Origin of the sequence: Undibacterium sp. GrIS 1.8, from assembly GCF_040544445.1 — a bacterium.
Classification (GTDB): Bacteria; Pseudomonadota; Gammaproteobacteria; order Burkholderiales; family Burkholderiaceae_D; genus Undibacterium.
This window is the reverse complement of record NZ_JBEONQ010000001.1, coordinates 188,159-202,958: the sequence shown is the minus strand read 5'-3', so window position 1 is coordinate 202,958 and position 14,800 is coordinate 188,159. Positions and strand designations below refer to the sequence as shown.

The 14,800-nt window shown below is 47.9% G+C and carries 14 protein-coding genes; 11 read left to right on the top strand and 3 right to left on the bottom strand.

Annotated elements, in window-relative coordinates:
• Nucleotides 1–56 precede the first annotated feature (56 nt).
• From AAKU64_RS00880 to AAKU64_RS00845, 8 genes are all read left to right on the top strand, one after another.
• Nucleotides 57–1,820 (top strand): cyclic di-GMP phosphodiesterase, encoded by a 1,764-nt coding sequence (locus AAKU64_RS00880; RefSeq protein ID WP_354360903.1) that lies wholly within the window; start codon nucleotides 57–59, stop codon nucleotides 1,818–1,820.
• Between the two features lie 111 nt (nucleotides 1,821–1,931).
• A complete protein-coding gene (locus AAKU64_RS00875) occupies nucleotides 1,932–3,269 on the top strand; it encodes a bifunctional diguanylate cyclase/phosphodiesterase (RefSeq protein ID WP_354360901.1) in 1,338 nt (445 codons plus the stop codon).
• Between the two features lie 222 nt (nucleotides 3,270–3,491).
• Nucleotides 3,492–4,421: a methylglyoxal synthase gene (locus AAKU64_RS00870; RefSeq protein WP_503012682.1), complete on the top strand. Its 930-nt coding sequence runs from the start codon at nucleotides 3,492–3,494 to the stop codon at nucleotides 4,419–4,421.
• Between the two features lie 70 nt (nucleotides 4,422–4,491).
• Nucleotides 4,492–5,490: an alpha/beta fold hydrolase gene (locus AAKU64_RS00865; RefSeq protein ID WP_354360899.1), complete on the top strand. Its 999-nt coding sequence runs from the start codon at nucleotides 4,492–4,494 to the stop codon at nucleotides 5,488–5,490.
• A complete protein-coding gene (locus tag AAKU64_RS00860) occupies nucleotides 5,454–6,629 on the top strand; it encodes a sensor histidine kinase (protein WP_354360897.1) in 1,176 nt (391 codons plus the stop codon). Before AAKU64_RS00865 ends, AAKU64_RS00860 begins: the two co-directional genes overlap by 37 nt.
• The gene (locus AAKU64_RS00855; protein WP_354360895.1) at nucleotides 6,626–7,345 is read left to right on the top strand and encodes a LytR/AlgR family response regulator transcription factor; all 720 of its coding nucleotides are present in this window, start codon (nucleotides 6,626–6,628) and stop codon (nucleotides 7,343–7,345) included. The genes AAKU64_RS00860 and AAKU64_RS00855 overlap by 4 nt, the downstream gene beginning before the upstream one ends.
• Nucleotides 7,346–7,781: 436 nt before the next feature.
• Nucleotides 7,782–8,588, top strand: a complete 807-nt coding sequence (locus AAKU64_RS00850) for a peptidase MA family metallohydrolase (RefSeq protein WP_354360893.1) — start codon at nucleotides 7,782–7,784, stop codon at nucleotides 8,586–8,588.
• Nucleotides 8,589–8,772: 184 nt separating this feature from the next.
• On the top strand, nucleotides 8,773–9,687 hold the full coding sequence (locus AAKU64_RS00845) for a DMT family transporter (RefSeq protein WP_354360891.1): 915 nt from the start codon (nucleotides 8,773–8,775) through the stop codon (nucleotides 9,685–9,687).
• A 103-nt stretch (nucleotides 9,688–9,790) separates the two neighbouring features.
• Here AAKU64_RS00845 and AAKU64_RS00840 read toward each other — a convergent pair whose 3' ends face one another.
• From AAKU64_RS00840 to AAKU64_RS00830, 3 genes are all read right to left on the bottom strand, one after another.
• Nucleotides 9,791–10,570 (bottom strand): hypothetical protein, encoded by a 780-nt coding sequence (locus AAKU64_RS00840; RefSeq protein ID WP_354360889.1) that lies wholly within the window; start codon nucleotides 10,568–10,570, stop codon nucleotides 9,791–9,793.
• A gap of 126 nt (nucleotides 10,571–10,696) precedes the next feature.
• Nucleotides 10,697–11,530 carry a hypothetical protein gene (locus AAKU64_RS00835; protein WP_354360887.1) on the bottom strand — a complete coding sequence of 278 codons (834 nt, stop codon included), beginning with the start codon at nucleotides 11,528–11,530 and terminating at the stop codon, nucleotides 10,697–10,699.
• An 8-nt stretch (nucleotides 11,531–11,538) separates the two neighbouring features.
• Nucleotides 11,539–12,528 carry a hypothetical protein gene (locus AAKU64_RS00830; RefSeq protein WP_354360885.1) on the bottom strand — a complete coding sequence of 330 codons (990 nt, stop codon included), beginning with the start codon at nucleotides 12,526–12,528 and terminating at the stop codon, nucleotides 11,539–11,541.
• A gap of 132 nt (nucleotides 12,529–12,660) precedes the next feature.
• On the opposite strand from AAKU64_RS00830, the gene AAKU64_RS00825 reads away from it, so the two are divergent.
• The 3 genes from AAKU64_RS00825 to AAKU64_RS00815 all read left to right on the top strand — a co-directional run bounded on the left by AAKU64_RS00825 (nucleotide 12,661) and on the right by AAKU64_RS00815 (nucleotide 14,738).
• Nucleotides 12,661–13,185, top strand: coding sequence for a phage regulatory CII family protein (locus tag AAKU64_RS00825; protein ID WP_354360883.1), 525 nt, complete (start codon nucleotides 12,661–12,663; stop codon nucleotides 13,183–13,185).
• Between the two features lie 318 nt (nucleotides 13,186–13,503).
• Nucleotides 13,504–14,067 carry a chromate transporter gene (locus tag AAKU64_RS00820; protein ID WP_354360881.1) on the top strand — a complete coding sequence of 188 codons (564 nt, stop codon included), beginning with the start codon at nucleotides 13,504–13,506 and terminating at the stop codon, nucleotides 14,065–14,067.
• An 89-nt stretch (nucleotides 14,068–14,156) separates the two neighbouring features.
• Entirely contained in the window at nucleotides 14,157–14,738 is a 582-nt protein-coding gene (locus tag AAKU64_RS00815; protein ID WP_354360952.1) for a chromate transporter, read from the top strand.
• Nucleotides 14,739–14,800: the final 62 nt, after the last annotated feature.

Here is a 14,800-nt window from a genome sequence, read left to right as displayed (position 1 = left end):
TGGGCTTAATAAAATCTTATTTAATTTACTCTACTTACTTAGCTCAATACTGTTTCGTGACCCAACAGCAAAAAAAATTAAGCCAGTCACTGCGAGTCAGTATTGACGATCTGCGTTTAGGGATGTTTATCTCTGAGTTAGATCGGCCTTGGGTCAATTCACCTTTCATGTTGCAAGGTTTTTTGCTCACAGAAATGCTGGATTTAACGACACTGCAATCACTGGTACGTGAGGTCGTGATCGATCCCAGACGCAGTAGTCCCTCATCTCTATTGCATTTGCCTTGGGATAGCCTGCATGAGTTGCCAACACAATCCGACACTGCCAAATTAATTGCAGGTGATAAACCCGCCGCAAGCAATAGTGCGGGCAAATCGAACGTAAAAACAAACAGTACATCAGACAGCAAAAATGACCTTTCTGAGTCTCCTGGTATGTTGGAATCTTTCTGGGGTTGGCTGGATGCCATATTCAAACGTCCTGATAAGTCTATCAGCGTAAGAGGTGGCTCCAAAAAACGGTCGGGCAGCAGCAAGCAACCGAAGCCATACTACTTACGCTATGCCTCCAAAGAGCGTAGTAATTCACAAAAATCAGGTGGTAAAAATACCTCAAACGGACGGGCTGATCGGACTAGCAAATTAACCCCAAGTTCAACTCCCCAGTTTACCCAGTTAATCGCTAATTTATATCCGCGTGACGTCGTCTTTGCTCCGCTGAGCTGGCTTGAACGCTGGCAAAACTGGCGTTTGCAGCAACAGCAGAATAAAACCCATGAGCGCGGTAAAAATTTTCGTAAATTAGCCGCGCGCAAACGCAAACGCGATTATTTGCCAAGCTCAATTCCGCTGGTTGTGTATCAAAGTGAAATACCGATTCAGGAGGAACTTAGTTATGCTCGGTCTGGCATCAGGCAAGCTGACGATGTATTAAAAAAATTATCCTCCGATATCCAAAACGATCACAGCATTGCGTTAGAAGAGATTCAGCCTACGGTGCAGTTATTGAGCGAAAGCGTGATTGCTAATCCATCTGCATTGATGTGGCTGGTGCGCATGCATGCAGAAGATACCAGCACCTACACACACAGTTTAAAAGTCGCTATCTATATGATGACGCTGGGTCGTCATTTAGGGTTTTCTCGCCAGCAGTTAACCGAGCTAGGTTTGATTGGCTTATTGCTTGATATCGGCAAGCTGGAATTACCCGATACTTTGTTGAAAAAACCAGACAAGTTATCTGACGATGAAAACATATTAATGCGTACTCACGTTGCCGCCAGTATTGATATTCTTGTCAGCAAAGAACCGCTAACACCTAACGTCATGCTAGGGATCAGCGAGCATCATGAACGTCTGGATGGCAGCGGTTATCCGTATGGCTTGTCTGGTGGCGGGATCAGTATTTTTGGGCGTATGGCCGCGATTGCAGATAGTTTTGCCGCAATGACTTCCGCACGTCCTTACGACATTACCCGCTCGGCTTTTGATGCAATGAAAGAATTATTCAAACAGGCGGGAGTGCAATTGCATGCACCGTTAGTTGAGGAGTTTGTTCAGGCTGTGGGGATTTTTCCGGTTGGCAGCATGATAGAACTATCGACAGGTGAGGTTGGGATTGTGCTGGAGCATAATAAAATTCGCAGACTAGAGCCAAAAGTGTTGCTACTTACGGCTGCTGATAAAAGTTTGTTGGCAAAACCAAACTTACTCGATTTGATGTTACAAGAATATACGGAAGAAAATGAGAGAATGAAGATCTTGCGCGGTTTGCCAGACGGTGCGTATGGTCTGGCTTGCAGAGATTTTTATCAGGGGTGAGACGAAGAACGTCATAAGATAGTCGTCGTCTTAGCATGAGTTTAAAGGTCGTAGATGGGCAGCATATTGACAGTTCATCAGTAGTTTGCCCCCAATTTTTAGAGTACATCCATGTTGCCGCCAGCTGTTACACCACCAGTCTCATCTCAACCGCAGCCTCAACCCCAGTCTCCATCTTCATCGGAGTTACTGTCGGTCGGTGCCTTCTTCTCAGAATTGCAAACGGTGATCGCCTCCGCTAGCGAGACTTCTTCGGTCGCTGTCTTAGTCATGTCGCTACAACGTTCAGAGCGGATTGCTGCGCTGCTACTGGATGAATACGCCGATGAGGTAAAGCGCCAATTTCTGGTTCGTGTACATCCGGTTTTACGTAGCAAAGATAAATTCGTCTTCGTCAATGAAAACGAATGCTGGTTTATTCTGCCGCAACTTTCATCCGAAGCGCTCGCCATCCTTGCGGTGCATCGTTTGTTAGGTGAACTCAGTACTCCATTGCGGGTCAATGAGCACACCGTATTTTTGATGCCCAGCATTGGTATTGCCTGCGCACCCATGCACACCCTCTCTGCGCTGGCTTTGCTGCGTACAGCAGACAATGCACAAAAACATGCGCACGCGGCCAATCTCAAATTTTTGATGGCGGCGACGGAAGATAACAATGATGTTATCGCTGCCGACTTGCCCAAAATACTAGGCGAAGTGTTGAACGCTAACAGCTTGATGGTGGTGTACCAGCCCAAGGTCGATTTAGTCACTCGCCGCATGGTGTCTATCGAGGCCTTAGTGCGTTGGCCTTACGACCATCCCCGCAGTGTTCCTACCAATATTTTGATTGATGCAGCAGAGCGCAGCGGCATGATAGAAGCACTGACCTTGCAGGTATTAAATACGGTCATGCGTGAATACTGTAATTGGAAAGCAGCCGGTCATGAGATTTTAATTTGGGTGAATTTATCCACACGTCTGCTTGAGTTGGAGCAGTTGCCACAAATTTTGCAGCGCGTATTAAGCGTCTGGGATGTGCCTGCCTCTGCGATTGGTTTAGAGATTACCGAGAGCGCATTTATTCATGATATTGAACACAGCACCGACTTGCTGTTTGAGCTGAAAAAACTCGGCTTCCATTTGTCGATAGATGACTTTGGCACTGGCTATTCTTCGCTCGCGTATTTGCGCCGCTTTCCCATTGATGAGTTAAAAATTGATCGCATGTTTGTGCATGGTATGAGCAATTCCATACAAGACAAACAGATCGTACAAAGCATCATTGACCTAGCGCATAACTTTGGTCTGCCCGTCGTTGCTGAGGGAGTAGAGACACCAGAAACGCTGGCTGAACTAGAGGCGCTGGGCTGCGATCAGGTGCAAGGATATTTCTTCGCCAAGCCTATGCCAGCTGAACAGCTATTGTCCTGGCAGGATCATTTTCATCACGCTAAAGAAAAGTAAAACTAAAAAGTAATTCCGCTTGTAGGCGATCGGTTTTGTCTATGGTTTTGCCATCGATCACAGCGTCATTTTAAAAACGAACTAAAATATACTCCTGGTATGTATTTTTTAATTGTCCATAAGATTATTGGACAATACGGCTATTTCATAATAAATAATGGGGAGTATATTTAAATCACGCTAGTTCTTCATCCAGATTAAACGTATTTGCCGGACTACTTCATGAGTACATTTAGTACATTCAACACCCTGAACACTTCAGCAAAACCCATGCGTATTGGCTTGATCGCTAACCGCAGCCATCAAGACGCCGCTGATTCCGCTTTGGTGCAATTATTGCGCGGCGCAAGGTCCGCGCTACACCAACTCCAGCCAGAAATGATTGTCGTTGGCCGCACTCTGGATGCCATCCTGACGCATGGTTTGATTGACTCTTGCCCACAATACGAACGCTTCCCCTACGGACGTGAAGGCGGTTTGATGAAGCTGGTATCGCGCGTGGTTGATCGTGATCCGGCACGTACGGTGGACGCTGTCATTTATCTGATTGATCCGGTCGATCCATCCTCTATTTTTCCGGAGGCATTGGCGTTAAAACGTCAATGCGTCATCCACGGCAAACCTTTTTTAGCGACCCTGGCCGCCGCCAGAGAATGGCTGGAGTTAGAAGCCTGTGCCATCGGCAAGCCGATTGATACTTCGCTCAATGCCAGTTTTAAGTTTGACGGCGAAGGGATCGCTCTGATCGCCCATGACGCGATGAAAAACCGTATGCTCACTTTGGCCGAAAAACATTTCGCCCTGTTAGACCAGTTTAGCTATCGTTATGCCACCGGCACGACAGGCGGCTTACTGAATCAATTAGCGCAAAAAGTCAAAGGCAAAGACGCCGGTGAAAACTGGGTCAAACCCTTTTTGTCCGGCCCGTTGGGCGGTGATGCGCAAATTGCCGAACTGGTATTAGATAAACAAATCCGCCGGATTTTATTCTTAGAAGACCCTCACGTCGCCCGTCAGCACGAAGCCGATATCCAATTACTAGAACGTGCCGCCCGTACCGTCACCGATTTCGCCAGCGTCATCAGCGATGTCGATGGCAGCGACCGTTGGCTGAGTTTGCTAACAAACCGCGCCATTCATCCTCAAAGCTGACCACTCATCCCAAATCGCTGGAATCGGCCTTGCGATCAAATTAGGATGATGTCACTGGAGGAAACAAATTATGAAAACCACTTTGACATCATCTGCAATAGTAGCTGCTACAACACTTACTACACCACTGAACACGACACCTAAGGCAAAAATTATAGCCAGTCTTACAGCCAAACTCGCTGGTGTCGCGCTCATCAGTTTATGCACAAGTACGCTCGCGATCAGTCCGGTATATGCCGATCAGGCAGATAGCAAGACAAGCACGCAGCAAGCAAGTAAATCCGCGTTTCAAGTCAATATCACTGGTCAGGGCAAACCAATGATTTTGATTCCCGGACTAGCCTCTTCAGGTGCAGTTTGGGACGATACGGTCGCGCATTACTCTGGCCAATATCGTTGTATCGTACTGACACTGTCAGGCTTTGCAGGCGCACCAGCAACCGATGGCCCATTGATCAAACAAGCCGAAGAGCAGCTCGCTAATTACATCATCACTAATAAGTTACAACAGCCAGTGATAGTCGGACATAGTTTAGGTGGTTTTTTAGCCTTAAAATTAGCCAGTGATTATCCGGCTGCGGTTGGTAAGGTCGTGATTGTAGATTCTCTGCCAGCGCTCGGCGCCACACAAATGCCAAGCATTACCACACCGCAGTTAGAAGAAATGGCCAGCAATATGCGTAATAGTATGCTGCACAGCGACGATGCCAGCCGGGCTACAATGCGGCGGCAAGCTGCTGTCAGTATGGTGAGTAAACCAGCGGATGTGGAGCGTGTCATCAGTTGGAGCGAAAAATCCGACCAGACAGCTGTTGCAAATGCCATGTATGAAATGATGTCCCAAGATATGCGGCAAGATATCAGCAAAATTAAAGCACCAACGCTGGTACTTGGTACGTGGATTGCGTATCGCGATTATGCACCGCGCTCTGCAATTGAAAACACGTTTAAAACCCAGTATGCACAGTTACCGCAGGCAAAAATTGAACTGGCTGATAACGCCCGCCATTTCATGATGTTTGACGACCCGCAATGGATGTTCGATCGTATGGACAGTTTTTTGAAGTGAAGCATAATTTGATCTTCATGCCGGAGCCTAGCTCCGGCAATCCTGATTCTGGTAAGCGCGCTTACGGCTACTGGCTATGCCAGATCAGCGGCTGGGGCTTGCTGTTTTTGGTGAATTGGAATTTTTCCAGACAAAGTGAAGTAAAAGATCTCACCGCTTTTACTTTGATTTGGGGCTGGAGTTCCATCTTAGGGATAGCACTATCCCATCTATGGCGACATTATTTATGCCATATCTTAGGTATCGGTCAGAGTAGCAAGATACCTTTATTTCGCTTGACTGCCGGTATTACCTTACTAGGAACCGTGCAGACACTGCTCATCGTCGCGGCCTTTTTTATATTGCGCCCTGCATTATTTAGCGGAAGCTGGAGTAGCGCGCTGAATTACTTGCCAGTCTGGATGACGGTATTTTTAATCTGGACCACAATTTATGTTGCGGTACATTCCGGCAGGCGTGCCCGCCGTTTTGAACTGGAAAAACTGCAACTCGAAGTCAATGTCAAAGATGCTGAATTGCGTGCACTACAGGCACAAATCAATCCACATTTTTTCTTTAATAGTTTAAATAGTCTGCGCGGGTTAATTTTTGAAGACCAGATTGCCGCTGCCAGTATGGTTGATAAATTAGCTGGCATGATGCGTTATAGTTTGCGGGCTGGTCAGCAAGACACGGTGCGTTTGGCGCAAGAGTTAGAGGCTGTGCGTATTTATCTGGCGATAGAAAAAATTCGCTTTGAGGAACGCTTATTATTTACAGAAGAAATTCAAACGAGTGTAGATGACTGCGCTGTGCCTGCAATGCTATTACAAACCCTGATAGAAAACGCGATCAAATATGGCGTAGAGCCTAGCATCCAGCCATGCCAGATACATCTGACCGTGCATCGCATAACCACAATAAAAAGCGACAGCATACGCATCGTCGTTGCCAATCACGGCAAGTTGATGTTGCCCGGAAAATCAACACAGCTCGGCTTAAAAAATACAGAGCAGCGGTTAAAATTAATTTTTGGTGATGCCGCCAGTATCGCCCTCACTGAGCAAACTGGACAAATCACAGATGACTCTATTACGCCCGAAAATTGGGTGCATGCGACCCTGATCTTGCCCTATCAACTATTGAAGGCCACTGCATGAATGCCGTGATTGTTGACGACGAGCGACTGGCCAGATCAGAATTACGCCGTCTATTAATAGCACATCCTCATATTCGTATCATCGGTGAAGCCACCAATATCATTGAGGCACAACAACTGATAGAGGCAGAAAAACCAGAGCTAGTTTTTCTGGATATACAAATGCCAGGCGGCACTGGCTTTGACCTATTGAGCAACTTGGATCATATTCCTCAAATTATCTTTACTACCGCCTACGATACTTATGCCATGCGGGCGTTTGAGGTCAATGCGCTGGATTATTTGTTAAAACCGATAGAAGCAAACCGGTTGGCGCATGCATTACAAAGAGTTCACTCCAAAAAAAATCACATCGCAGATGTGCAGAAGAGTCAAAATACTGTCGCACAAGAAGAGAAATTATTTATCAAGGATGGCGAACGCTGCTGGTTTGTCGCCATTACAGATATCGCTTTGTTTGAGTCTGAAGGGAATTACACACGTGTGTATTTTGAAGATCAACGGCCTCTATTTTTAAGGTCACTAAACCAGCTAGAGCAAAAACTGGACTCGTCGATTTTTATCAGAAGTAGCAGACAACATATCGTTAATTTACAGTTTGTAAAACAGATGTCTACAACTGCTTCTGGCGGATTGGAAATGCTGCTAAAGAATGGTCAAAAAATAGAAATGTCGCGCCGTCGTGCGACGGAATTTAAGCAAGCTAATCGATTTTAAAAGAATTAGTTTTATAAAAAAGGTATCCGGATTTAAGAGTTTCTGGCTATTCGACAAGTCCTCGTCGTCGTAGAGTAAAAAAGGATTTTGATATTGCGCCAATTTTTTTTAATGATCATTAAATTGGAGTTGCTTGTGGGAGCAAAAGCTTGAAGCCTTCAACTATATTGCACTCGAACCGTGCCACGATTCGCGGCGTGGTCGGGTCTCGTCCTGCCTGGAATCCGCGGGTGTTTTGCTCAGTCTTCCACGATCAAGACACGGACGGAAGCGGCTTGGATATCCTCATCAACCCGACGCCGGAAAAGACGCTGATGGACCTAGTCGCAGTTCAGAGAGATTTTCAACGCCTGCTGGATGTGTGGGTTGATGCGTTGATACCCAAGTCCTTGACAGACTCCTTGCACAGCCGAGTTCTTTCAGTGGAGGTGTCAGCATGAGCAAAGCTTGTCGCGTCGCTGCATATCTTTTGGCTCTTGCCTGCAGCTTTTGTTGTATGAGCGGATGTACTGTCGCAAAAGTTACTCGCGCATATTTATTACCAACATCCTCATTCTATAAATGCACTGAAGATCTAAGAATTGAATGCCAACCGGGATCGGAGAAATTGGCCCAAGTTATTCTCCCTGCTATCAACCAGGCACAACGGACTGTCGAGGAAGGGCAGTACTGCGTATTTACAAAACCAATGATCATACGTACGTATGCCTCACGCGAAGATTTCTCTCAATTCAGTGGCTCGGTAGATTACGCTGAGGGTGCGGTATCCTTCGGCATCCTACACTTATCGCCCAAGCTGCTGGCAACACCTGAGCGCATTCCCGGAATCGTTACACACGAACTTTCTCATTTGAATCTTGCGTTGACCATGGGCACATGGTCATGGGCTAGTATCCCAGGATGGTTTCATGAAGGCTTGGCGACTTGGGTATCAGCCGGGGGCGGAGCGGAGACTGTTACAAACGAGGATGCTTTGAATAGCATCAAGACAGGCCACAGCTTTTCACCGGAGAATCATGGCTCGCCGCTAACACCTAAGAGCGCCGCCTCATACGATCTCAAGCCTCACATGTATTATCGACAGGCTGCTATTTTTGTTGAATATCTGCATAGCAGTAACCCGGTAGCATTCAAGCAGCTTCTACTATCAATTGAGCATGGGCAAAGCTTTTCGCAAGCGTTTAGGGCCGCGTACGGCGAAGATGTTGATGCCTTGTGGCATGGCTTCTTGGTGAAGATTTGACTGAGGTATGGTAAGTACCATACTCAATAACTCAGATGATGGTGGCATCTACCTTAACTGCTAAAGTCACCAAAGAGCTACGGGTTTGGTATAAACACACTGAGCAACCTATTGGGGACCGGACGGCTGTAAGGCTTATAAAACAGCTCAATCTGGACTACATAAAAAATAAAGGAACCATAGAATGAGATTGAGCGATACCGTGCGGTTGATTGTGTTAGCCGCGATTTGGGGTGCCAGTTTTTTATTCATGCGCATTATCGCGCCGGTTCTTGGGGCTTTGCCGACGGCTTTTTTCCGCGTTATATTTGGCGCAATCGGATTGCTGTTGATTCTGGTGTTGATGCGGACTAAGTGGGATTTTAAAGGGAAAATCGGTGCGGCGATGGCGCTGGGGGTCATCAATTCTGGCATCCCGTTTGCGATGTATAGCTTTGCCGCAAAAATATTACCAGCGGGCTATTCTGCCATCTTCAATGCGACTACCCCATTGATGGGTGTGATTGTTGGGTCTCTGTTTTTTTCGGAGAAATTAACGCTGGCAAAATTTGTCGGCGTCTTGTTGGGTTTGATCGGTGTCGTGGTGTTGACAAAAGCTGGTTCGGTCGAAATGACGACGGAGGTGATGATGGGTGCCGGGGCGTGTTTAATCGCCACCGCTTGTTATGGCGTTGCGAGCTTTATGACTCGGCGCTGGATTACGGAAAAAGGTGGGCTCGATAGTAAATTGCTGGCATTTGCTAGCCAGTTAGGTGCTGCTGTCTTTTTAATGCCGCTATTTATTCTTAGTACCAGTAGCGCCGCAGGGCAACCTTTGACGAATTGGGGTGGCACGGGATTGTGGCTGGCGATGGCAGGGCTTGGCTTGGTCTGCACCGCGTTTGCCTACATTTTATATTTCCGCCTGATTGCGGATATTGGCCCGATGAAATCTCTGACGGTCACATTTTTGATACCGCCATTTGGTGTCTTATGGGGCGCCATCTTTTTGGGTGAGCAAATTACCTGGGGACATATTGTGGGTGGTACGTTAATTGGACTGGCGGTTTGGGCAGTGTTAAAACCTGCGGTTCAAACTAAAAAATCTGTCGTGGCTTGATCAGAATTTTCTCCTTCTTGCATAGAAAAAAATCGTATCGTCAGCACTGACGATACGATCCCTTACTAGCCAATCTCGGACTACGATCTAATCATTAAACTACTTATGCAGCAACGCTAGTTTCCGTAGCTTTGCCTGATAAACGCTGCAAGCGTTGCAGTGTCGTTTCGCCTGCTGTGTCCGCCTGACCGACTGATTTTCTGATCGCGTCAATTTCTGCTGCCTGATCCAACGGTTTTTGTCCGATATCGGCGACGATGCGCATACCTGCTGCCTCGTTGCTCACAGTTTGGGCACGCTTGGTTAAGGCGTTGAGTGCGCTGGACTGGCCTTGCATGCCGGACAAACTGCTGAGCTGGCTTTGGCGTTCTACCCGCATGGTTTGTAAATCCTTTTGCGCTTTTGCGCTGGCCAGATTTTGCATGGCTTTTTTGGCGGCAGCATCAAACTCAGCGAGTTGTTTAGAAAAGGCATCGACGATGGTTTGCAGTTCGTTCATGTATTGCTGTGCGTCGGCCTCTTCTTGCAACTCCAATGGTAAGCGAGCTTTATTGGCTTCCAGCTCGTCACAAAACAGACTGACTGTCGATTCCGATATTTTGCCAGAGGCTAGTCGGTCGGCGAGTGTGCTGGAGGCTTTTTCATCATTAGCGATGAGCTCGCGTAGTTTGATGACGTCGTTATGTTCTTTGTCAAAAGATGCGCGGGCAGTGGCCAGTTTTTGCGCGCTCTCTCTCAGCGTGGCGGCCAGACGATCACGGTCGGCCTCGGTTGCGGTTTCCGGGTCGAAATTGGCAATCGCTTCGGAGACTTTGTCGCCGAGTACGCCAAAGTGTTTGGAGATCAAGCGTGCGGTCAGGCCCCAACCATTCAAATTGCTCATTTTGCTTCCTCTCAAGGAGTTAAAGGTGCTGCGATAAATACCAAGTGGTATGACAAATCATTTGAAGCATTTACAAATTACTGACTGCTTTACTACTGTGCTGCTGATGTGACTTTTTAAGACGCATCATTGGATCAGCAACCTATCCAGCTCGACTGGAATTCCGATCATGAAATCGACATGAATCTCCCGCCTGCTGGTATCGCCGTCGCGGCTTCTGACGATTTCTGTACTGATTAAAAGACTTTCGCGCAAGCCGTCCAGCGCGCGGCTATAGGGCATGAATACAATGTCCTGCAATAATCCGTGCTGACCGATGGCGTCATCGATCCGGCTCTCTTGCGCTTTAAACGGAGCGACGAATTCGCTATTTGGATCACCGGCATCACGGCTGTAGTCGATCTGATCGCTATCGCCAAAAATACTATTTAGATTGTTAGCCAAGGTCGCCGCATCGAGTCCGTTATCCACGAATTGCGCTTCTAACTGAGCACGCCAGAGTGAGTAAGTACGGTCGCCCAGACCTGCTCCAGCTTCACCCGAAAACGCTTGCTGATCTTCTATCGTTTCTGGAACAAAACGGGTCAGGCGTTGGTAATACATGACTTCTGAGATATCGCCTTGCTCGTTTTGATATAGCTGCACAAAACTCTCATTGGCATCCTGATCACCTGTATTCAGGTAATAGCGATACAAACTACCGGCGATTTCTAGCCGTACCCGGCTGATCGCACGGATCAGGCAATTGCCGTCGTCTGGCATGGCGATCAGCGATCCTTGGCTGATGGCACGGATGAAGGGCGTTTTTTGTAATTGCAACACGCCGCCTATGCGTGCCTTTAAGGGCAAATTGGCATCGGCTTGATTTGAATCTTGATGTTGATTCGCCAGTCCATTTGCAACTGAGCTGTGTTTGCCGAGTATTTTTCCAGCGTATTGATAAGCTTCTGTCCAGGCCATGATGCGGATTAAACCTTTCCTAATGAATAATTTTGAGTACTTGCTTGGGTGCGTGCCTGATTGCGAGCTTTATGAAACTGCAGTAATTTGTAGCCAACCCAGGCAATGCCGGACAAGATGGCTGTCCACAACATCAGTCTTAGAAGACGCCAAAACCAGGATTCTGATTCTTGAACTTTGTTATTTGTTGATACCTGTGGTGTGGCGTTGCCACCATTGCTTGTATTGCTTGCATTGTCAGTCGTGCTCCCGTTGGTTGATCCAGCGTCGCGTGGACGATTGTCATAACCCGGTCCGTAATTTCCACCATAGCCACCGCCATAATTGTGATGGCTCATTGATTGACCGAGCATGAAGCCCCAGAATGCGCCGCCCATGCCACTGCTTTCTCTTTGCACAATGATGGTCGATGGTGCTTGCTGCATTGGTTGCCCATAAGCTGGCGCTGAGATTGAACCTTGTGCGATAGAACCTTGCGCAGAGTTACCAAACGTATTTGACGAGGCACCCAACGGCTTGCCGGTCACGCTGACACTGGCGGGTTGATTATTTGCGTTAGCAGCGGATGTCGAGGTGCGTGCATCTAAATTTTTTAACGCAGTGTTTTGCGAGCGGCTGCTATCCAGATCGCGATTTAGCGCAGAGTTGGATTTGCCCGCATTGTTATTGACGGTATTGTTTGTCGCCGCATTTGTTACATTCGCCGTAACAGTGTTGGATGGCGATGAAGAAAAACTACCAAAACCTGTGTTGGTTTTACCGCTGTTACGATCGTCAGAGGCGGGTAAGCTTGATTTGCCGTTGCTGTTATTCCCATTGGCATTGGTGCTGCGCTGGGAAGAGAAACCAGATTTAAAACTGCGTGAAGAGCCGCCGGAAGATCGTGCGCCTGACGATACTGCACTAGCGTTGGCGGTTTCTAACATCGGCATACACAAGGCAACTGTCGTAATTCCGACAACGAAGGTATGGATAATTCTTTTTGCGATTGACTTCATGTGCCGATCCGTAGTGAAGTGAGTAACATCTCTGTACAATCTGCACGTCATTTTTATGCGCGCTGATCTTGTGAACGGAAGCATAGTGATCAAAAACACAAAACGCATCGGTAATAAAAAGGGAAAATCACCATGACGCGCAAATACTCGAATATGAATCAGCACGATGCCCTGTATAAAGTGGCGCGTGCTTATCCCGGTGGTCTGGATGCGTTGGCAGCACGCATGCAGGTATCGGTGAATGTGTTACGTAACAAGCTGGCACCTGGCATTGAGTCGCATTACCCGTCGTTTGAAGAGTTGTCGCAAATTGTGGAGTTGTGCCGCGAGGCCGGCGTAAAAGATGCGCTGCTGCCGCTGCATGCGTTGTTGGGGCGGCATGGGATGGCAGCGTTTATCGTGCCGGAGCCAGATCACATCAGCGACGATGATTTGTCGCAAACCGTGTGTCGCGTCATGAGCCAGGTCGGCGGCGTTGCCGAGGCAGTATCCGCAGCACTGTTGGATGGTGTGATTACCAATGATGAAGCGGATTTGATAGAGCGTGAATTCCAGGGGGCGCTAACAGCGTTGGGCGAATGGCGCGCCAGATTGCGGGCGCATCACCGGCGCGAGGATAAATTGAACAACGAAAAGCGCGAACTGATTAAAAAATAACGCTCGATTTTTTAATCAATTGGTGAGGAACGTTTCACTGTTTGCGCTATCGAACCCGTGTTGGCGGGGATAATGCGCAACCACACCGGACAAATTAAGCATCATTCTTTGCCCTTGGAAGTTGAAAACGCGGTTCTGATTGCCACTTCAGACTATGACTGTACTCCCCACCAGTACTTTTTAGTTGTCCAATTAAAGTCTGGACAATTGGCATATTTATTGAGAAAAATAGGGGAGTATATTCTTTTTTGCCTAGAAAACTCTTGTCAGAAACCCGCGTCGAAGACTTCCATCACAATCGACCCTTGATCGTATTTTATGAGCACAGACCAGATCGAACCTCGCTCTGTTGCGGATCTTTTCTTCTCCTTCACCTGGTTGGCGCTGCAAGGTTTTGGGGGCGTACAAGCCATCGTGCAGATGGAGCTGGTCGAACGTAAGCGCTGGCTGACGCGGGAAGAATATATTGAAGACTGGGCCGTAGCGCAGATTATGCCGGGCCCCAATGTGGTTAATTTGTCCTTAATGATCGGCAGCCGTTCTTTTGGTCTGCCAGGTGCACTGGCAGCATTGGCAGGCATGCTGACCGTACCTTTAATCATCATTTTGCTACTCGCACTGGTGTACGCCCGGATCGCAGACCACCCCGGTGTTGCGGGTGCCTTGCGCGGTATGAGTGCGGTCACGGCAGGTTTGATTATTGCCTCCGCCTTACGCTTGCTGCCAGCGCTAAAAAGTAATCCACTGGGTTTGCGCTTATGCGGTGCACTTTGTGTCTTATGTTTTGTTGGCATTACCTTATTGCACCTGCCACTTGCTTATATTTTGCTTGGACTAGGCTCGATTGCCTGCGTCACCGCGTATAGAAAGCTCGGCAAATGAGTGCTGTAGTGACCACCGTTGTTGCTGGTGTTGCTGGTGTTGCTGGTGTTACTGGTACTGATGTCGCTAATCACCTTAACAGCATCACCATGCAAGCTAGCGATTGGCTGCATTTGCTGCTGCATTATCTGATGTTGTCATTGTTGTCGGTCGGCGGCGCGATTTCTACCTTGCCTGAAATGCATCGTTATCTGGTGATTCAAAATCACTGGTTGAGCGAAGCGCAATTTAATTCCTCGGTAGCGCTTGCCCAAGCCGCGCCTGGCCCCAATGTACTGTTTATTGCCTTAATGGGCTGGAATATCGGGATGAATACTGGCAACAGCTGGTATGCCCCGCTCGGTACCTTGATTACCATGCTGGGAATCATGCTGCCCAGCGCAACGCTGACGTACAACGCGGCTCGTTGGGGGCACAAAAATCGTAATTTGCGAGCGGTACGGGCGTTTAAGCTAGGCTTAGCGCCTATCGTAATTGGATTATTGCTGGCAACAGGCTGGATTATGGCGAGCGGATCAAGCTCGTCGTCATCTTCTTCCGCATTAGCCCACCCTGCCTGGCCACTTTGGATCATGACAGCCGTTTGCGCCTTAGTGGTATGGCGCACCAGATTACATTTGCTTTGGTTATTAGCGATCGGTGCTGGTTTGGGCTGGTTTGGATATTTGTAAATGCTTCAAGTTTCTAAAGTCGCTTTTGACACAATTCAGAAACAAAATTTGTTACAAGTGTT

Excerpts from the sequence above, each read along its gene's own strand:
- AAKU64_RS00865 (WP_354360899.1), top strand. The coding sequence starts at position 4,492 with ATGAAAACCACTTTGACATCATCTGCAATAGTAGCTGCTACAACACTT.
- AAKU64_RS00840 (WP_354360889.1), bottom strand. The coding sequence starts at position 10,570 with ATGAGCAATTTGAATGGTTGGGGCCTGACCGCACGCTTGATCTCCAAA.
- AAKU64_RS00860 (WP_354360897.1), top strand. The coding sequence starts at position 5,454 with ATGGATGTTCGATCGTATGGACAGTTTTTTGAAGTGAAGCATAATTTG.
- AAKU64_RS00870 (WP_503012682.1), top strand. The coding sequence starts at position 3,492 with ATGAGTACATTTAGTACATTCAACACCCTGAACACTTCAGCAAAACCC.
- AAKU64_RS00820 (WP_354360881.1), top strand. The coding sequence starts at position 13,504 with ATGAGCACAGACCAGATCGAACCTCGCTCTGTTGCGGATCTTTTCTTC.
- AAKU64_RS00835 (WP_354360887.1), bottom strand. The coding sequence starts at position 11,530 with ATGGCCTGGACAGAAGCTTATCAATACGCTGGAAAAATACTCGGCAAA.
- AAKU64_RS00850 (WP_354360893.1), top strand. The coding sequence starts at position 7,782 with ATGAGCAAAGCTTGTCGCGTCGCTGCATATCTTTTGGCTCTTGCCTGC.
- AAKU64_RS00855 (WP_354360895.1), top strand. The coding sequence starts at position 6,626 with ATGAATGCCGTGATTGTTGACGACGAGCGACTGGCCAGATCAGAATTA.
- AAKU64_RS00825 (WP_354360883.1), top strand. The coding sequence starts at position 12,661 with ATGACGCGCAAATACTCGAATATGAATCAGCACGATGCCCTGTATAAA.
- AAKU64_RS00875 (WP_354360901.1), top strand. The coding sequence starts at position 1,932 with ATGTTGCCGCCAGCTGTTACACCACCAGTCTCATCTCAACCGCAGCCT.
- AAKU64_RS00815 (WP_354360952.1), top strand. The coding sequence starts at position 14,157 with ATGCAAGCTAGCGATTGGCTGCATTTGCTGCTGCATTATCTGATGTTG.
- AAKU64_RS00845 (WP_354360891.1), top strand. The coding sequence starts at position 8,773 with ATGAGATTGAGCGATACCGTGCGGTTGATTGTGTTAGCCGCGATTTGG.
- AAKU64_RS00830 (WP_354360885.1), bottom strand. The coding sequence starts at position 12,528 with ATGAAGTCAATCGCAAAAAGAATTATCCATACCTTCGTTGTCGGAATT.